This window comes from Limimaricola sp. G21655-S1 (genome assembly GCF_027213785.1).
In the GTDB taxonomy this organism is placed as follows: Bacteria; Pseudomonadota; Alphaproteobacteria; order Rhodobacterales; family Rhodobacteraceae; genus Limimaricola.
This window is the reverse complement of record NZ_JAPWGO010000003.1, coordinates 127,774-142,422: the sequence shown is the minus strand read 5'-3', so window position 1 is coordinate 142,422 and position 14,649 is coordinate 127,774. Positions and strand designations below refer to the sequence as shown.

Sequence of the window (14,649 nt, the reverse complement as noted above, 5' to 3'; positions counted from 1 at the left end):
TTCAGCCGACAGAGATCAGCCGGATGGCCCGGTCCTGCTCCATGAGCCAAAGGAGAACGCGTGCGGAACGTCCGCGTTCTCCTTCCAAAGCGGGATCGATGGTCAGCAGCGTGCGCGCATCGCTCTGCGCCAAGGCCATCAGCCCGGCGTGGCGCTCCAGATCAGCGATGCGGAATCGCGGCAGGCCGGATTGCGCGGTGCCGATCACGTCGCCCGCGCCGCGCATCGAGAGGTCCTCCTCGGAGATGCGAAAGCCGTCCTCGGTCTCGCGCATGATCTCCAACCTGCGTCGCGCGGTCTCGCCAAGGGGCGGCTGATACATCAGGAGGCAGGTGGACTTGGCGCTGCCGCGCCCGACCCGACCGCGAAGCTGGTGCAACTGCGCGAGACCGAAATTCTCGGCACGCTCGATCACCATGATCGAGGCGGCAGGCACGTTGACGCCCACCTCGATCACCGTGGTGGCGACGAGCACCTTGGTTTCACCCGCGACGAAGCGCGCCATCGCCGCATCCTTGTCGGCGGGGGGCAGCTGCCCGTGCACCAGCCCCACCACGCCCTCGCCCAGCGCGGCGCGCAGATGCTTGAACCGTTCCTCGGCCGCCGTCATGTCGGAGACCTCGCTCTCCTCGACCAGTGGGCAGACCCAGTAGGCCTGTCGCCCATCCGCCACGGCGGCGCGCAGCTTCTCGACCACCTCACCCAGCCGCTCGGTCGAGACCAGCGCCGTTGTGACGGGCGTGCGCCCGGGCGGTTTCTCGTCGAGCACGCTGACATCCATGTCGCCGTATTGGGTAAGCGCGAGGCTGCGCGGGATCGGCGTGGCGGTCATCACCAAGACGTCGACGCCGCGCCCCTTGGCGCCAAGCTCCATCCGCTGCGCCACGCCAAAGCGGTGCTGTTCGTCGATCACGGCGAGGCGCAGGTCGCGGAACTCCACGTCCTTCTGGAACACCGCATGGGTGCCCACGAGGATCTGGATACGCCCTTCTGCCAAGGCCTCGAGCTTGCGGCGCCGTTCCGCTCCCTTGTCCCGTCCGGTGAGCAGCTCGATCACCACGCCCGCGCTTTCGGCCAAGGGCTGCAGGCCTTCGAGGTGCTGACGGGCGAGGATCTCGGTGGGGGCCATCATCACGCCCTGCCCGCCTGCCTCGACCGCAACGAGCAGCGCCATCAGCGCCACGAGCGTCTTGCCCGACCCGACATCGCCCTGAAGCAGCCGGTTCATCCGGCTCTCCGCGCCCATGTCTCGGGCGACCTCGTCCACCGCACGGGCCTGTGCCCCCGTGGGCGCATAGGGCAGCGCCGCGAGGACGCGCCTGCGATGCCGTCTGTCGCCGATACTGGATCGTCCCGGCGCCCGGCGCGCGGTGGCGCGGGCCAGCGCAAGGGTGATCTGGTGCGCCAGCAGCTCGTCATAGGCAAGGCGCAGCCGCGCGGGATGGGTGGGCGAGAGATCGGCCGCCCCTTGGGGTTCATGCGCCCGACCCAGCGCCTCGCGCCAGGATGGCCAGCCCTCGCGCTGCAGGAGGCCCGGATCGATCCATTCGGCCAGGTCGGGAGCGAGGCCCAGCGCCGATTGCGCGGCGCGCGCCATCTGTTTCTGGGTGATCCCGTTCGATAGCGGATAGACCGGCTCGAAGGCGAGGATTTCCTCCTCCTTCTCGACCGGCAGCACGTGGTCGGGATGCACCATCTGCGCCAGCCCGTCGAACAGCTCCACCTTACCCGAGACGACGCGTCGCGCCCCGATGGGCAGCAACCGTGGCACGTAATCGCCCTTGGCATGGAAAAAGACGAGCTGGAACGCGGTTTCGCTATCCTCCACCGTGACCCGCCAGGGCCGCCCCTTGGCCGCGGGTGCATGGTGGCGGACCACCTCAACCTCGACCGTCACCACGGCGGGCGGCACCACCTCGCGGATGCTGCCCTTGCGGGCCCGGTCGATGCCCGAATGCGGCAGCGTCAGCAGAACGTCGCGCGGCCGCGTCAGCCCTGCCGCCTCGAAGGCGGGCACGCTCTTGGGGCCGATGCCCTTGAGCTTCTGGATGTCCCCGAAAAGCGGAAACAGGATCTCGGGGCGGCCCTTGACGCTCATGCGTCGCCGATCAGCGCGAGCCAGCCATCCTCGTCGAGCACCTCCACGCCCAAGGCTTCGGCCTTGGCCGCCTTGGAGCCGGCGCCGGGTCCCGCGATCAGCAGGTCGGTCTTGCCCGACACCGAACCCGCGACCTTGGCGCCGAGCTGTTCGGCGCGGGCCTTGGCCTCGGCCCGGGTCATCTTCTCGAGCGTGCCGGTGAACACCACGGTCTTGCCCGCCACGGGGCTGTTCTCGGTGCGCGGCTTCTCGGCGGGCCGGATCTCGAGCTGCGCCACCAGCCGGTCGACCGAGGCGCGCTCCGCCTCCTGGCTCAGCGCGGTCACGAGGCTCACCGCCACGGTAAAGCCGATACCGTCGATACCCGTGATCTCGGCCCAGTTCGGACTGTCGGGAAGGGCCGCCTTGCGCGCCTTGTCGTCCTCGGCCTGCGCCGCGGGCTCATTGGCGGCGGCATCGATGGCGGTGATCAGCGCGTCCCATGTTCCGAAATGCCGGGCAAGAACATTGGCGGCCACTTCCCCCACATGCGCGATCCCCAAGCCGAACAGCATCCGTCCCAGCGGCACCTTGCGGGCGGTATCGATCGCGTCGAACAACGCAGCGGCGGATTTCTCGCCCCAGCCCTCGCGATTCTTGAGCTGCTGCATCCCCGTACCGTAGCGCTCGCGAAGCATGAAGATGTCGGCGGGCTCCTTGATCCAGCCATCGCGGTAGAACTGTTCCACCTGCTTGGCGCCCATCCCGTCGATGTCGAGGGCTGCACGGCTCACGAGATGGCGCAGCTTCTCGACCGCCTGAGCCGGACAGATCAGCCCTCCGGTGCAGCGACGGACGGCATCGCCCTCCTCCCGCGGCGCGGCGGAGCCGCATTCGGGGCAATGATCCGGGAACACATAGGGAACACTGCCCTTGGGACGGCGTCCAATATCGACATCGGCGATCTTCGGAATCACATCGCCGGCGCGGTAGACCTGCACCCGGTCGCCTTCACGGATATCGCGTCCCTCGCGGATCTCCATCCCCTTGGAATCGCGGCCCCTGATGTAATCCTCGTTGTGCAGCGTGGCGTTGGAGACGACGACGCCCCCCACCGTCACCGGCTTGAGCCGCGCCACCGGCGATAGCGCGCCGGTACGGCCCACCTGAATCTCGATCTTCTCCAACGTGGTCCAAGCCAGCTCGGCGGGGAACTTGTGCGCCAGCGCCCAGCGCGGCGTGGTCGAGCGCATGCCAAGGCGGCGCTGAAACGACAGGTCATCTACCTTGTAGACCACGCCGTCGATGTCATAGCCCAGATCGGCGCGCTTGGCCTCGATCTCGCGATACGCCTCGACCATCTTCTCCGGCGTATCGCAGCGCCGGGTCAGCGGGTTGGTGCAGAACCCCAGTTCCTGAAGTCGAGCGATGGCGTCGTATTGATGCGTGGCCAGCGGCGCGGACAGCTCGCCCCAGGCATAGGCAAAGAAGCGCAGCGGCCTGAGCCTCGTGATCTCCGGGTCGAGCTGACGCAGGGATCCGGCGGCGGCGTTGCGCGGATTGGCGAATGTCTTCGAACCGCGCTCGGCGTGCCGGGCATTGAGAGCGGCGAAATCGGCGTGGCTCATGTAGACTTCGCCGCGCACCTCTAGCACGTCGGGTGCATCTTCCAGCGTTTCGGGGATGTCGTCGATGGTCCGGGCATTAGCGGTGACGTCCTCGCCCACGGCACCGTCGCCGCGCGTGGCGGCGCGCACCAGACGCCCTTGCTCGTAGCGCAGCGACAGAGACAACCCGTCGATCTTGGGCTCGGCCGTGAAATCGAGCGGCGCGTCCTCGGCGAGGCCGAGGAATTTACGCACCCGCATCGCGAACTCGGTCACCTCCTCGTCGGTGAAGGCATTGGAGAGCGACAGCATCCGCACCGCGTGGGGCACCTTGCCGAAACCTTCGGCGGGTGCCGCGCCCACCTGCTCGGAGGGGCTGTCGACGCGCTTGAGCGCCGGGAAGCGCGCCTCGATCTCGGCATTTCGCGCGCGCAGGGCATCATAGGCGGCGTCGCTGATCTCGGGGGCATCCTCGACGTGATAGGCCGTGTTGGCCGCGCCGATCTCGACAGCGAGCCTTTCGAGCTCCTCTTTCGCCTGCGCTTCGGTAAGCGTCGCGACCTCGATCGCCCGCAGATCCTGTTCCGCCGTCAAAGCCGTCTCCCGGTCCCCGTCACGGGCCGAGCCGCCCGCGCGGCGAACTTAGAAGCCCGGCAGGGGAGCGTCCAGATGCCGGGGCGGTTCAGGCGCCGATGGCCAGCGGCGGCACCTCTCGCGCCGGTTCCGGATCGCGAAGCACGTAACCGCGCCCCCAGACCGTCTCGATGTAATGCGCCCCCCCGGTGGCCTGGGCCAGCTTCTTGCGCAGTTTGCAGATGAACACGTCGATGATCTTCAGCTCGGGCTCGTCCATGCCGCCATAGAGGTGGTTGAGGAACATCTCCTTGGTGAGCGTCGTGCCCTTGCGAAGGCTCAGCAACTCCAGCATCTGGTATTCCTTGCCGGTGAGATGCACCGACTGCCCACCCGCTTCCACCGTCTTGGCGTCGAGATTGATCGCGACCTCCCCGGTGACGATCACCGATTGCGCGTGCCCCTTGGAACGACGGATGATGGCATGAATGCGCGCCACCAGCTCGTCGCGGTGGAACGGTTTCGTCAGGTAATCATCCGCCCCGAAGCCGAACCCCTTCAGCTTGCTCTCGGTGTCGTCGTCCCCCGACAGGATCAGGATCGGCGTCGAGACCCGGTGCAGCCGGAGCTGACGCAGCACCTCGTGGCCGGTCATGTCCGGCAGGTGCAGATCAAGGAGGATCAGGTCGTAGTCATAGAGCTTCGCCAGGTCGATCCCCTCCTCCCCCATATCGGTTGCATAGACGTTCAGGTTGGCATGGGTGAGCATCAACTCGATGCTCTTCGACGTGGTCGGGTCGTCCTCAACCAGCAAGACGCGCATTCCTTACCCTCCGTGCTCCGGGTTCAACCATCGCCGGCGAGTAAGCCACCGGACGGTTAACACCGTATTACCCTGGGTCAACCATGCCACTGCATCTCACGGTTGTCTATACTTCTGTATAGTCGTTACGCGCAGTCCATCGGGACCATGACGCCTTGCCAAATTTTCCCAGCTCTGCAGCTCTTCCTCGGACAGGCCATAGGTCTCGATCGCATAGTCCCGCGAAACGAGGCCCACGGTGATCGCCAGCAGCAATCGCGCCTTGCGCGAGGCGACCCAGCGCTCCGTATCCGGGCTCGGCAGATCTGCGCGCGTCAGGATGCGCCCGTCGGGCAGCGTCACCGCCCGCGGTCCCTCGACCTTTCGTAGATACATTTTCACCCTCCTCTCACCCCGGCTCCGACCCTGCGCGCGTCAGGGCTAAGGAGCGGTGAAGCCGGGGGGTTGGAAATGGGGGGCATTTTCCTATATTGCGGCCCGATCGCCGCTTCGCGCGCGCTTCCACCCTGCGCCAAGGATCGTCCCATGCCGCTCGACAGCTTCACTACCACTGGGCTCAATTCGTTGGGCTTCGCCAAGCCCGCCTCGCAGACCCGCGTCGTCGTGGCGATGTCGGGTGGCGTCGACAGCTCCGTTGTCGCCGCCCAGCTCAAGGAGGAAGGCTACGACGTCGTAGGTGTGACGCTGCAGCTCTACGATCACGGCGCGGCGCTGGCCAAGAAGGGCGCCTGCTGCGCCGGGCGCGACATCCATGATGCGCGGCGCGTGGCCGAGGCGATGGGCTTTCCGCACTACGTGCTCGACTACGAGAACACCTTCCGCGAGGCGGTGATCGACGAGTTCGCCGACAGCTACCTCGCCGGCGCGACGCCGGTGCCCTGCATCCGCTGCAACGAGCGGGTGAAGTTCAAGGACCTGCTGGCCACCGCCAAGGATCTCGACGCTGATTGCATGGCGACCGGCCACTACATCCGCCGCGAGATGGGCGCCGCGGGCGCCGAACTCCATTCGGCCGCCGACGCGAACCGCGACCAGAGCTATTTCCTGTTCTCGACCACGCAGGAACAGCTCGACTACCTGCGGTTTCCGCTGGGCGGGCTCGCGTCGAAGGCCGAAACCAGGGCCTTGGCCGCACGCTACGGGCTTTCAGTCGCCGACAAGCCGGACAGCCAGGACATCTGCTTCGTGCCCAATGGCAACTACGCTGCCGTGATCGAGAAGCTGCGGCCCGGTGCTGCGGAGCCGGGCGAGATCGTGCATGTCGACGGGCGGGTACTGGGCGAACATCGGGGGCTGATCCACTATACGGTGGGCCAGCGCCGGGGGCTGGGCATCGGCGGTCTCGACGAGCCGCTCTACGTCGTGAAGCTCGACGTGGAGGCGCAGCGCGTCGTCGTCGGACCCAAGGAGATGCTGGCGACGCGGCGCGTACCGCTCAAGGAAGTCAACTGGATTGGCGGCGGTAGCTTCACCGATTCCAAGGAACGTGAAGTGCTCGTGCGCGTCCGCTCGACCCGACCGCCGGCCCCGGCGGTGATCCGTCCGATCAATGAGACGGAGGCCGAGGTCGAGTTGCTCTCGCCTGAACAGGGCGTCTCTCCCGGCCAGGCCTGCGTGTTCTATGCCACCGAAGGCAGCCGCGTGCTCGGCGGTGGCTGGATCTGGAAGGGCCGCTGAGGCGGGACCAAAACTCTTCGAAGAGTTTTGGCAAATTTCTTCGAAGAAATTTGTCAGCGCATCCGATCGAGGATGGCGCGTGCCGCCCGCAGGCCGGGCGGCTCACCCCCGGCACCCAACCGCCGCATGGTCTCGGCCAGCGCGTGGCGCTGGGCTTCGGATCGCTCCAGAAGCCGCAGCAATGCCCGACCGATCGGCTCGGGACGGCAATCCTTGCCGATGAATTCCGGAACGGTGCGGGTCTCGCTTACGAGGTTCACCAGTGTCACCGTATCGGTCAGCAACATCCGCCCGATGATGGCGCGCGAGATCCAACCCATATCATAGGCCACGACCATCGGCGTGCCCGCCGCGGCCAGTTCGAGCGACACCGTGCCCGACGCCGCAAGTGCCACGTCGGCGGCCCGAAACGCGGCGCGCTTTTCGGCACCATCCGGGTCCTGCGCGGGATCGATCAGCAGCGGTGCAACCGACCAAGTCCTTGTCTCGGCCCGCACCAGATCGGCGACGGGCGCGGCGCAGGGCAATATGACACGGGCTTCCGGCAAGGCCGCCTGCACGCGTGCCAACGCACCCCCGAAGGTCTCCGAGAGCCGCTGTACCTCGCCATGCCGCGAGCCGGGTAGCGCCAGCACCAACGGTGCGGTGCCGATTCCGTGGCGGGCTCTGAAGGCATCCGCCTCCTTGGGGCTCGCCTGCGGGTCGGTCACGACGGGGTGGCCGACGAAATCGCATTCCATCCCGGCAGCTTCCATGTAGGGAGGCTCGAACGGCAAAAGCGCCAGCACTTGGTCGATGCTGCGCGCCATCTTCGCCGCCCGGCCGGGTCGCCAGGCCCAGACACTGGGCGCCACGTAATGCACGCAGCGCACCGGCGCACCGGCCGCCTTGACCCGCCGCGCCACGCGCAGGCAGAAGTCGGGACTGTCGATGGTGAGCAGGATGTCCGGCCGGCTCTCGATCACCGCGCGCGCCGTCTCGTCGAGCCGCCGCATGAGATGCCGGTAACGCGGCAGGATCTCGGCAATGCCCATGACCGACAGCTCGTCCATCGGAAAGCGGCTTCTGAGCCCTTCGGCCGCCATGCCCGGCCCGCCGATGCCGTCGAAGCGGATGTCCGGGGCGAGGCTCTTCAGCCCGGCCATCACGGCGCGGCCCAGCCGATCGCCGGAGGGCTCTCCCGCGATGACGAAGATCCTCATGCCTGCACCATCAGCGCGATGCCGTGGCGATCGGCGGCGGCGATGGTCGCCACGCGCTCCAGCACCATCACGCCACCCGCTTCGATCGCGATGGCCTCGAGACCCGCGCGCGCCGCGCCCTCGATCGTGCCGGGACCGATGACCGGCAGATCGGCCCGCCGGTCCTGCCCCGGCTTCGGCGCCTTGTAGAGCAGCCCGCCCTTCGCCTCGCCACCCGCGAGGCTGGCCAGCATCCAGTCGGTGCCCGGCAGCGCCTCGACCGCGATGCAGAGCCCGTCGCGCACCACGCAGGCCTGACCGATATCGGCCTCGGCCATGGCGCGGTGCACCGCCCATGCGCGTCGCGCATCGGCCGCATGGGCTTCGGTGAAGGGCACGACACCCATCAGGCCGGCACCGGGGAGCAGCGTGGGCGCGATCTCATGCGCCGCGCGCAGGGCAAAGCCCTGCTCTTCCAGAAGCGCCATCACGGCGCGCAGCGTCGCGTCGTCGCCTTGACCCATTGCGGCCATCAACCGCGGCACGAGAGGGGCGGTGGCGACATCGATCCGTGACGGATCGACCTGCGGACGCGACATCGCACCGGCAAGGCAGATCTCGGTCACGCCCCGTGCCCGCAAATCCGCGAGCAGCGTGCCGAGCGTCTCGATCCGGTAGCCGAGGCGCTCGGTGCCCTCCGGTGCCGTCACCGGCACGCCCGCCATCTCGCAGACCAGCGCACCGGGGCGCTCCGCGAGTATCGCGCCCGGCAGCGTACCGGTCCCGGCAAGAAGCGCCAGCATCGGATCAGCCCTGCGGTGTCAGGAACTGGCGGTCGCTCTGCGCCGAAACGAACTCCGACAGCTCCCGAACGAGGTCGCTTTCCCCGGATCCGAGCGCCGCGGCCCGCTCGTGGAACGTGCCCTCGCCGTCCTTCAGGGCGCGGAACGCGGCGCGCAGCGCACCGATCTCCTCGCGCGAGGTGCCGCGCCGCTTGAGGCCGACGAGGTTGAGCCCGTCGAGCCGGCCGCGCGGCCCCTGGACGAGACCGAATGGGATCACGTCGTTGGTCACCATCGTGACCGCGCCGATGATCGCTCCGCGACCGATGCGGACCCATTGATGAATGCCGCAAAGCCCGCCGACGATCACGTCATCGCCGATCTCGCAATGGCCCGCGACCGCGGCGTGGTTCACGAGGATCACCCGATCGCCCACCCGCACGTCATGCGCGACGTGACAGCCCGCCATGAGCAGGCAGTCGTCACCCACCCGCGTCTCGCCGCCGCCACCCGCCGTGCCGGTGTTGAGCGTCACATGCTCGCGAATGCGGTTGCGCGCGCCGATGCGCAGCCGCGTATGCTCGCCGCCGAACTTCAGATCCTGAGGGATCTCGCCGATCACCGAGAAGGGGAACACCACCGTCTCCGCGCCGATCGCTGTGTCGCCGGTGACGACCACGTGGCTCTTGAGTTCGACGCCATCGCCCAGCACGACCTGGCCGCCGACATGGCAGAACGGCCCGATCAGGCAGTTCTCGCCGATCCGCGCGCCCTCCTCGATCACCGCGGAAGGGTGAATCCGCGCCATCAGCCCTGCAGGTCCATCATCGCGGTGAACTCGGCTTCGGCCGCCATCTCGCCATCGACCGTCGCCACGCCCTTGAAGCGCCAGACCTTGCCGCCCGGCTTGCCGCGCGTGGTCTCGACCTTCATCAGCAGCTGGTCGCCCGGGACCACCTTGCGGCGGAACTTGGTGGCGTCGATGCCCATAAAGTAGATCAGCATATTGCCGTCCACGAGGTTCATCGTGGTGCCGACCATCACTGCCGCCGTCTGGGCCATCGCCTCGATGATCGTGACGCCGGGCATGATCGGATTGCCGGGGAAATGCCCCTGGAAATGCGGCTCGTTCATCGTCACGTTCTTGATGCCCGTGGCGCTCGAGGTGCCATCGATGTCGATTACGCGGTCCACCAGCAGGAACGGGTAACGATGCGGCAGGATGCGTTGGATCAGCTGGATGTCTGCGGTGGTCGGCGTGCCCGTCTCGGGGGTGTCGGTCATGTCGGTGCGGTCCTTCCGTCGCGGGGCTATTCGCGATCTGAGTAGCAACTCGCCCCCCGAGCGGCAAGGCAGGCGCGCTCAGGGATCGGCGGGCTCGGCGGGTTCCGGATCGGCGGAGAGGGTCGCGCCGTTGCCGATCGCCGCGTCGACCGCCGCGAGCGCGGCATCGGTGACATCGACCGCGCTGGTGGACAGGAAGACCGCGCGCCGGTCGAGGATGATCGAGGCGCCGCGCTCCAGCATCACCTGACCCAGCGCCGGACCCGCGGCGGCCAGGAAGATCTCGCGCCCGGAGGCCGCCTCCTGCTGCAGGGCGCGCTCCTTGGCGTCGCGCTCGCGGCGGATTTTCTGAACCCTGGCGTCGAAGGCCTCGGCCTCGGCTCGGAACGCCTCCGGCGTCATCGACGGGCGCCGGCGTGTCAGATCCTGCTCCTCGGCGGTAAGCTCCGCCTCGATCCGACGGTTCTCCTCGACCAGCGCTTCGGTCTGCGCCTGCAGATCGGCTGCCAGACGCCGTCCGAACAGGCTTTCCGAGAAAAGCCGATCGGTGTCGAGCACGACGATGCCACCCGCGGCGGCCGGGGTTTGGGCTGGCGCCGGCGCGGCGGGATCGGCCACGCGCTGCGCGAGCGCCGGCCCGCCGAGCGCGAGAATCAGGCCGAGAACCGCCGCCGCGCGCCGCATCAGAACCGCGAGGAGATCGTCAGGTCGAAGCCACGGGTCTCGTCGAACTCCTCGGCCTCCAGCGCCTCGGTGAAGTTGAAGCGCAGCGGACCGAGCGGCGTGTCCCAGAACACCGAGGCGCCGACCACGGCGCGCGGCGTGAACTCGTCATAGAGCACGGTTGCACCGGTGCCGCGGGTCGAACCCACATCCCAAACCGAGCCGTAATCCACGAAGGCGCCGCCGGAGATGCCGTAATCCTCGGGCAGACCCAGCGGGAACTCGGCCTCGAGCCGAGTGACGGCGTATTTGTTGCCGCCCAATGCGTCATCGGTATCGGCGTCGCGCGGGCCAATGCCGCCGGCTTCGAAGCCGCGCATGATCCGACTACCCATGAAGAAGCGGTCGGTGACGCGGGTGGTGCCGTCGGAATGGTTGATGATCCCGCCTTCGACGGTGGCGCGCAGCAGCACGTCCTCGCCCAGCACCAGCGTTTCGGCCGAGGCCAGCGCCGTGGTCTTGACGAAGGACTCGTCGCCGACGCCGAACTCCTGCCCGAAGCGCAGCAGGATGCCGGTATCGGGGTCGAGCCCGGAGCGGCGGGTGTCGTAGCTGTAGCTATAGCCGAGCGAATTGGTCCAGACGCCGTCCTCGGCCTGCTCGGCGATGATGATGTCGCTGGCATCCGGGTCGACATCGGTGATGTCGTTGTACTCGGCCGCGTAATAGGTCTGCAGCCGGCCGTTCTCGCTCACGGGGAAGGTGAAGGAGGGCGAGATGCGGAAGGTGTCGGTGTCGTAGAGCGCCGAGTCGTTGTCGGTCGAGCGGTAATCCACGCCGAAGCCGAAGCGCAGGTCGCGCCCGAGGAAGGCGGGCTCGGCGAAATCGAAGGAGATGACGCGGTTGTTCTCGCTGGTCGAGAGATCGAGGCTGAACAGCTGGCCCCGGCCGAGGAAGTTGCGCTCGGCGAAACCCGCGACGAGGCCGAAGCCGTCATCTGTGGAATAGTTGGCGCCGAAGGAGAGCGAGCCGGTAGGCTGTTCCTCGACATCGACGTCGATCACGACCGAGCCCGGCTCGGTGCCCGGGCGGGCATTGACCTGCGCATCGGCGAAATAACCGAGCGCGCGGATCCGCTCGGCGCTTTCGCGCACGGCGCGCGGGTTGAAGGGATCGCCCTCAACGGTGCGGAATTGCTGACGAACCACCCGGTCGAGCGTGGTCGAGTTGCCCTCGATGTCGATGCGCTCGACGAAGATCCGCTCGCCCCGGCTCAGCACATAGGTCACCTCGAGCGACAGGTCGCGCGGGTTGCGGGTGATGCGCGGCTCGATTCGCAGGAAATCGATGCCGTCGCGGATCGCGATGCGCTCCATCCGCGCGATGTCGTCCTCGACCGCCGTGGGCGAGTAGTAATCGCCGCGATCGAGACGGATCGCCTCGTCGAAGCGCGTGGTCGAAAGGCCGGGAATCTCGCTGGCGATATTCACGTTGTTGACCTGGTAGCGCTGGCCCTCGCGAACGTTGAAGGTCAGCAGATAGGCGTCGCGGGCGCGGGTCAGCTCGGCATCGACGTCGAGGATCTCGAAATCCACATAGCCGCGCGAGCGGTAGAAGTCGGTGAGCATCTGCCGGTCGAAGGCGATGCGGTCGGCCACGAAGGTGTCGCTCTTGATGAGCTGGCGCAGGGGGCCGGCCTGGCTGGTGGCCAGCACGCCGCGCAGGCGACGGTCGGAGAAGGCGCGGTTGCCGGTGAAGGAAATGCGCTCGATCTCGGTCACGCCGCCCTCGGTGATCTGGTAGACCAGATCGACACGGTTGTCGGAGCGCTCGATCAGCGCCGGGCGCACGACGGCATTGATCCGGCCGCGCTCGGCATAGGCGGCGGCGATGGCGTCGGCATCGGTCTGGGCCTGCGCGGGGTTGTAGACGCGGCGCTCGGTCGCGGTGACCAGCTGCGCCAGCTCCGCGTCGTCGATCTTGGCGTTGCCCTCGAAGCCGATGCGGTTGATCGTCGGGAATTCGGTCACCTCGATGACGAGGCGGCCGCCCTCGGGCCGGATCTCGACCGAGCGGAAAAGCCCGGTCTCGCGGATCCGCTGGCCCGCATCGTTCAGCGCGGCGGCGCTGACGGTCTCGCCGCGCGAGATGCCGGCATAGGTCAGGATGGTGCCGGTCTCGATCCGGCGGTTGCCCTCGACCGAAACCTCCTCGAAGCGGAAATCCTGCGCCAATGCCGGCGCCACGGCGCTGATCGCCGCGATCAGCGCGGCCGCGCTCGCGGCACCTGTCAACCTACGCGCCAAGGCGCCCCTGCTTCGAGCCGTCATCGTCACCATCCCTGCCACGCGTCGTTTCTTGACTAGGGAGTTACCGACCCCGGGAAGCGTTGTCAAAAGCTCCGGTGCTTTCGGAGCATGTTCATGGCGCGGCGATCCGTATCGCCACAGTCAGGGCCAGCACCAGCGCGGCCGGCAGCAGCAGCCGGCCCATGTGGAGCTCGACCAGCAGGCCCAGACCGACATCATCCTTCAGAATCGTGTTCATGCCTCGTCTCCCGAATGCGAGGCTCGAACACTAGGTGGCAAATCCGGCGGAAATTCGACCAAGCGGTGGCCCTGCCGCAGCCACGACGCGGCTTCAGGGGCAGAGAAACAGGTCGTTGAGCACCGCGAAAACCGTCATGGTCAGGATCAGCGACAGCCCCAGCGCCATCAGCACGCGCAGCGCCTTGTCGCCCGGCTGACGGCCGGTGATCGCCTCGTAGCCGAAGAAGACGAGATGTCCGCCGTCGAGCACCGGGATCGGAAACAGGTTCAGAAGGCCCACCGCGGTCGAGAGCACCGCGACGAACCAGATGAAGCTGGTGGCGCCCTGCTCGGCCATGGCGCCGGAGGCCTGGGCGATGCCGACGGGGCCCGACAGGTTGCACGACGAAATCGCGCCGGTGATCATGTGGCCCAGCCCCGAGAGCGAGGACGTGATGATGTTCCAGACCTGCGCCACGGCGTCGACCAGTGCGGTACCGAGGCCCGGGGTCTCGGTCGCGGCTTCGAAGAACAACCCTGACGAGATGCCCAGAAGCCAGCGCGTCTCGAAGCCGCCCTCGGGGCGCGGCAGGTCGACCCGGCGCGGCGTCAGCGACAGCTCGCGCGTCTCGCTATTGCGCCAGATCGTCAGATCGAGGGTGCGGCCTTCCGAGGCGGTGACGATCTCGATCAGCTGGGCGAAGGCGAAGACCTCTCGCCCCTCCAGTTCGAGGATCACGTCACCGGCGCGCAGACCGGCCGCGTCCGCGGCCGAACGCGGCGACACGCCGCCCACCAGTGGCGGCTGCGGATAGGGGCCGCGCACCAGCATCTCGCGCCCGTCGCGGCGCACCCTGTAATCGAGAACCGGCTCGGCCGGGTAACCCTCGGCCAGCCGCGCCAAGCCATCCTCGCCGGGCAGCTCAGAGCCGCCGATGGCGAGGATCTCGTCCCCCGCCCGCAGCTCGTTCACATAGGTGGCGGGCAGCGGCAGCATCCGCTCGATCGTCAACGGATCGGCTGCACGGCCCTGGGTGAGGATTACCGCCGCGAAGATCAGGATCGACAGGATGAAGTTGAAGATCGGTCCCGCCGCCACGGTGGCCGCGCGGGCCCAGAGCGGTGCGCCCAGCATGGTATGGCGCAGCTTGGCCGGATCGGTGCCAGCCGCCTGCCCGACCGAGGCGGCGTTGGCGTCACCGAGGAACTTCACGTAGCCGCCGAAGGGCAGCGCCGCGATCTGCCAGAGCGTGCCGTGCTTGTCGCGGCGCGACACCAGCACCGGGCCGAAGCCGAGGCTGAATACCTCGGCATGGATGCCCGACCAACGGCCGACGATGTAGTGGCCGTATTCGTGGATCGCCACGATCACCGAGAGCGCCACGACGAAGGCCGCGAGGGTGAAGGCCACGTTGCCGAACTGCGGCAGGATCTGGGTCGGGTCCAAGGGGTCG

Annotated in this window: 13 protein-coding genes; 1 reads left to right on the top strand and 12 read right to left on the bottom strand. The window is 67.8% G+C overall.

The features are described from left to right. Nucleotide 1: 1 nt before the first annotated feature. The 4 genes from recG to O4G76_RS05000 all read right to left on the bottom strand — a co-directional run bounded on the left by recG (nucleotide 2) and on the right by O4G76_RS05000 (nucleotide 5,455). Nucleotides 2-2,098, bottom strand: a complete 2,097-nt coding sequence (gene recG, locus O4G76_RS05015) for an ATP-dependent DNA helicase RecG (protein ID WP_269396284.1) — start codon at nucleotides 2,096-2,098, stop codon at nucleotides 2-4. Beyond that, nucleotides 2,095-4,278 carry an NAD-dependent DNA ligase LigA gene (ligA, locus tag O4G76_RS05010; protein ID WP_269396283.1) on the bottom strand — a complete coding sequence of 728 codons (2,184 nt, stop codon included), beginning with the start codon at nucleotides 4,276-4,278 and terminating at the stop codon, nucleotides 2,095-2,097. The genes recG and ligA overlap by 4 nt, the downstream gene beginning before the upstream one ends. Before the next feature lie 88 nt (nucleotides 4,279-4,366). Then, nucleotides 4,367-5,080, bottom strand: coding sequence for a response regulator transcription factor CtrA (gene ctrA / locus O4G76_RS05005; protein WP_085896647.1), 714 nt, complete (start codon nucleotides 5,078-5,080; stop codon nucleotides 4,367-4,369). A gap of 96 nt (nucleotides 5,081-5,176) precedes the next feature. Next, on the bottom strand, nucleotides 5,177-5,455 hold the full coding sequence (locus O4G76_RS05000) for a DUF1153 domain-containing protein (RefSeq protein WP_269396282.1): 279 nt from the start codon (nucleotides 5,453-5,455) through the stop codon (nucleotides 5,177-5,179). Between the two features lie 150 nt (nucleotides 5,456-5,605). On the opposite strand from O4G76_RS05000, the gene mnmA reads away from it, so the two are divergent. Then, nucleotides 5,606-6,757 carry a tRNA 2-thiouridine(34) synthase MnmA gene (gene mnmA, locus O4G76_RS04995; protein WP_269396281.1) on the top strand — a complete coding sequence of 384 codons (1,152 nt, stop codon included), beginning with the start codon at nucleotides 5,606-5,608 and terminating at the stop codon, nucleotides 6,755-6,757. 53 nt (nucleotides 6,758-6,810) lie between these two features. Here mnmA and lpxB read toward each other — a convergent pair whose 3' ends face one another. The 8 genes from lpxB to rseP form a co-directional block, all read right to left on the bottom strand. After that, nucleotides 6,811-7,959, bottom strand: a complete 1,149-nt coding sequence (gene lpxB, locus O4G76_RS04990) for a lipid-A-disaccharide synthase (protein WP_269396280.1) — start codon at nucleotides 7,957-7,959, stop codon at nucleotides 6,811-6,813. After that, nucleotides 7,956-8,741, bottom strand: a complete 786-nt coding sequence (locus O4G76_RS04985) for an LpxI family protein (RefSeq protein WP_269396279.1) — start codon at nucleotides 8,739-8,741, stop codon at nucleotides 7,956-7,958. Before O4G76_RS04985 ends, lpxB begins: the two co-directional genes overlap by 4 nt. 4 nt (nucleotides 8,742-8,745) lie before the next feature. After that, complete coding sequence (gene lpxA / locus O4G76_RS04980) at nucleotides 8,746-9,528, bottom strand: acyl-ACP--UDP-N-acetylglucosamine O-acyltransferase (protein WP_269396278.1); 783 nt, start codon at nucleotides 9,526-9,528, stop codon at nucleotides 8,746-8,748. Then, nucleotides 9,528-10,004, bottom strand: coding sequence for a 3-hydroxyacyl-ACP dehydratase FabZ (fabZ, locus tag O4G76_RS04975; RefSeq protein ID WP_269396277.1), 477 nt, complete (start codon nucleotides 10,002-10,004; stop codon nucleotides 9,528-9,530). Before fabZ ends, lpxA begins: the two co-directional genes overlap by 1 nt. Before the next feature lie 78 nt (nucleotides 10,005-10,082). After that, nucleotides 10,083-10,688 carry an OmpH family outer membrane protein gene (locus O4G76_RS04970; RefSeq protein ID WP_269396276.1) on the bottom strand — a complete coding sequence of 202 codons (606 nt, stop codon included), beginning with the start codon at nucleotides 10,686-10,688 and terminating at the stop codon, nucleotides 10,083-10,085. Further along, entirely contained in the window at nucleotides 10,688-12,997 is a 2,310-nt protein-coding gene (bamA, locus tag O4G76_RS04965; protein WP_242665572.1) for an outer membrane protein assembly factor BamA, read from the bottom strand. Before bamA ends, O4G76_RS04970 begins: the two co-directional genes overlap by 1 nt. Before the next feature lie 91 nt (nucleotides 12,998-13,088). After that, nucleotides 13,089-13,214 (bottom strand): hypothetical protein, encoded by a 126-nt coding sequence (locus tag O4G76_RS04960; protein WP_269396275.1) that lies wholly within the window; start codon nucleotides 13,212-13,214, stop codon nucleotides 13,089-13,091. Nucleotides 13,215-13,307: 93 nt separating this feature from the next. Next, the gene (rseP, locus tag O4G76_RS04955) at nucleotides 13,308-14,642 is read right to left on the bottom strand and encodes an RIP metalloprotease RseP (protein ID WP_269396274.1); all 1,335 of its coding nucleotides are present in this window, start codon (nucleotides 14,640-14,642) and stop codon (nucleotides 13,308-13,310) included. Nucleotides 14,643-14,649 lie beyond the last annotated feature (7 nt).

What these genes read in the sequence shown, in the direction of transcription:
- recG (WP_269396284.1), bottom strand. Translation starts at nt 2,098, where the DNA reads ATGAGCGTCAAGGGCCGCCCCGAGATCCTGTTTCCGCTTTTCGGGGAC.
- O4G76_RS05000 (WP_269396282.1), bottom strand. Translation starts at nt 5,455, where the DNA reads ATGTATCTACGAAAGGTCGAGGGACCGCGGGCGGTGACGCTGCCCGAC.
- O4G76_RS04960 (WP_269396275.1), bottom strand. Translation starts at nt 13,214, where the DNA reads ATGAACACGATTCTGAAGGATGATGTCGGTCTGGGCCTGCTGGTCGAG.
- fabZ (WP_269396277.1), bottom strand. Translation starts at nt 10,004, where the DNA reads ATGACCGACACCCCCGAGACGGGCACGCCGACCACCGCAGACATCCAG.
- lpxB (WP_269396280.1), bottom strand. Translation starts at nt 7,959, where the DNA reads ATGAGGATCTTCGTCATCGCGGGAGAGCCCTCCGGCGATCGGCTGGGC.
- lpxA (WP_269396278.1), bottom strand. Translation starts at nt 9,528, where the DNA reads ATGGCGCGGATTCACCCTTCCGCGGTGATCGAGGAGGGCGCGCGGATC.
- mnmA (WP_269396281.1), top strand. Translation starts at nt 5,606, where the DNA reads ATGCCGCTCGACAGCTTCACTACCACTGGGCTCAATTCGTTGGGCTTC.
- O4G76_RS04970 (WP_269396276.1), bottom strand. Translation starts at nt 10,688, where the DNA reads ATGCGGCGCGCGGCGGCGGTTCTCGGCCTGATTCTCGCGCTCGGCGGG.
- O4G76_RS04985 (WP_269396279.1), bottom strand. Translation starts at nt 8,741, where the DNA reads ATGCTGGCGCTTCTTGCCGGGACCGGTACGCTGCCGGGCGCGATACTC.
- bamA (WP_242665572.1), bottom strand. Translation starts at nt 12,997, where the DNA reads ATGACGGCTCGAAGCAGGGGCGCCTTGGCGCGTAGGTTGACAGGTGCC.
- ctrA (WP_085896647.1), bottom strand. Translation starts at nt 5,080, where the DNA reads ATGCGCGTCTTGCTGGTTGAGGACGACCCGACCACGTCGAAGAGCATC.